Below are 1,940 nucleotides of genomic sequence, written 5' to 3' on the forward strand. Positions count from 1 at the left end.
CCCTGATCGTCCTGAAGATCTTCGGCGGCATATACCTGCTCTACCTCGCGGTGCGTGCGGCCCGAAACGCGATGACGCCCGACACCGCGCCCTCAACCGGCCCCGCACGAGCTGACACTCCTCCGTCCCCTGCCGCCCTCTATCGCCATGGATTGATCATGCATCTGGCCAACCCGAAGGCCGTGCTGGCCTGGATCGCCCTCGTCACGCTCGGCCTGGGCGCCGAGGCGTCCTGGCATGACGTGGCCACCATTCTGGCAGGCTGCGCGGTCCTGAGTGTGACGATCTTCGGCGGCTACGCGCTCGTGTTCTCGACGGCGCCGATGATCAGCCTCTACCGCCGCGCCCGGCGCGGGATCGAAGGCGTCCTGGCCGTCTTCTTCGGGTTGGCCGGCCTGCGCCTGCTATCTTCACGCGTTTGAGGGAGATGCTCGGATGAACTTGTTTACAGGCCTCTCAGCCTTTCCTCTCACGCCCACCGACGAAGAAGGGCAGCTGGAGCCCAAGCTTCTGCAACGCTTCCTCGAGCCCATCGTGGCAGCAGGTGCGGATTCCATCGGGCTCCTCGGCAGCACCGGCGGATACGCCTACCTGACGCCGGAGGCGCGCAAGCGCACGCTGCGGGCCGCCGTGGAGTGCGTGGCGGGCCGGACGCCGCTCATCATCGGTGTCGGCGCCCTTACGACCGATGTCGCCGAGGACCTCGCGCGAGACGCCCGGAAAGCCGGCGCAGACGGCCTGCTTCTCGCGCCCATGTCCTACCAACCGCTGACCGACGACGAGGTCTTCCGGCATTTCGAGGCCGTCGCCGCGGCCGGCGAGCTGCCGCTGTGCATCTACAACAACCCGGGCACCACGAAATTCACCTTCAGCCCGGACCTTATCGCGCGCGTCGCCAGGATCCCGAACGTGGCCGCCGTGAAGATGCCGCTACCGGCGGACGGAGACTATGCCACCGAGCTGCGTCGCTTGCAGGAGAGGACTCCGGAGGGTTTCGCCATCGGCTACAGCGGCGACTGGGGCGCAAAGGACGCGCTGCTCGCCGGTGGCGCCTGCTGGTACAGCGTCGTGGCCGGTCTCCTGCCGGAGCCCGCCGTGGCGCTCACCCGCGCTGCGCAGTCCGGAGATGCGGCCGAGGCCGATCGCATCGACTGCGTCTTTGGCCCCCTTTGGGCGCTCTTCCGTGAGTTCGGGAGCTTCCGGGTGATGTTCGCCATCGCTGAGGTTCTCGGTTATGGGCGTCTCACTCCGCCGCGTCCGGTCCTCCCGCTGGAGGAACCAAACCGGCAAAGGGTCGAGTTGACCTTGCGTCCGCTTCTCGATGCCGTCTGAGGCCTGAGAGGCCAATCGTTCAGGCGGTCGTCTGACCGGTCGCCACCGTTTCGGACATGATCCATTTGGCGATGCGGCGAGCCGGAACTGGTCGAAATAACCGTCTCTGTACTCGCGGCCTGGTAGGAAATCATGCCCACCACCCGCGAAACCATCCTCGCCGCGCTGCACGCGCGGCTTTCGGCGCTGGCCGCCACCGCGCTGCGCGGCGAGGTGCTGCCCGAGCGCGTGCCAGCCGAGGGTCTGCTGATCCTGCGCGACGGGGAACCCGGTGAGCCGGAGGTGACGCTGTCGCCATTGGCCTATCACTATCAGCACCGCGCCGAGATCGAGGCGGTCGTGCAAGGCGCCGACCGTGACGTCCTATTCGACACGCTGACTGCCAGCATCGGCACGGCGCTCGCCGCCGACCGGACGCTGGGCGGGCTTTGCGACTGGGTCGAGGCGGAAGCGCCACGGCCCGTCGAACTGCCCGTCGAGGGCGCGGCCAGCCTGAAGGCCGCCGTGATCCCGGTGGTGCTGCATTATTCCACGGCCGATCCGCTCGGCTGATCCCGACAACCCGAGGAGAACACCATGGCACGAGCCCAGGGGGCGCGGGCGCTGAT

Annotated in this window: 3 protein-coding genes; all 3 read left to right on the forward strand. The window is 67.9% G+C overall.

Annotation, left to right across the window (positions count from 1 at the left end; translation table 11 throughout):
* Positions 1-422: LysE family translocator (locus V7050_RS20715; RefSeq protein ID WP_324411241.1), on the forward strand; the 422-nt coding region annotated here is incomplete at its 5' end.
* 13 nt (positions 423-435) lie between these two features.
* Complete coding sequence (locus V7050_RS20720) at positions 436-1,332, forward strand: dihydrodipicolinate synthase family protein (protein ID WP_324375882.1); 897 nt, start codon at positions 436-438, stop codon at positions 1,330-1,332.
* Positions 1,333-1,464: 132 nt separating this feature from the next.
* Entirely contained in the window at positions 1,465-1,884 is a 420-nt protein-coding gene (locus tag V7050_RS20725) for an acyl-CoA transferase (protein WP_324411243.1), read from the forward strand.
* Positions 1,885-1,940: the final 56 nt, after the last annotated feature.

This window comes from Amaricoccus sp. (assembly GCF_036846665.1).
Taxonomy (GTDB): Bacteria; Pseudomonadota; Alphaproteobacteria; order Rhodobacterales; family Rhodobacteraceae; genus Amaricoccus.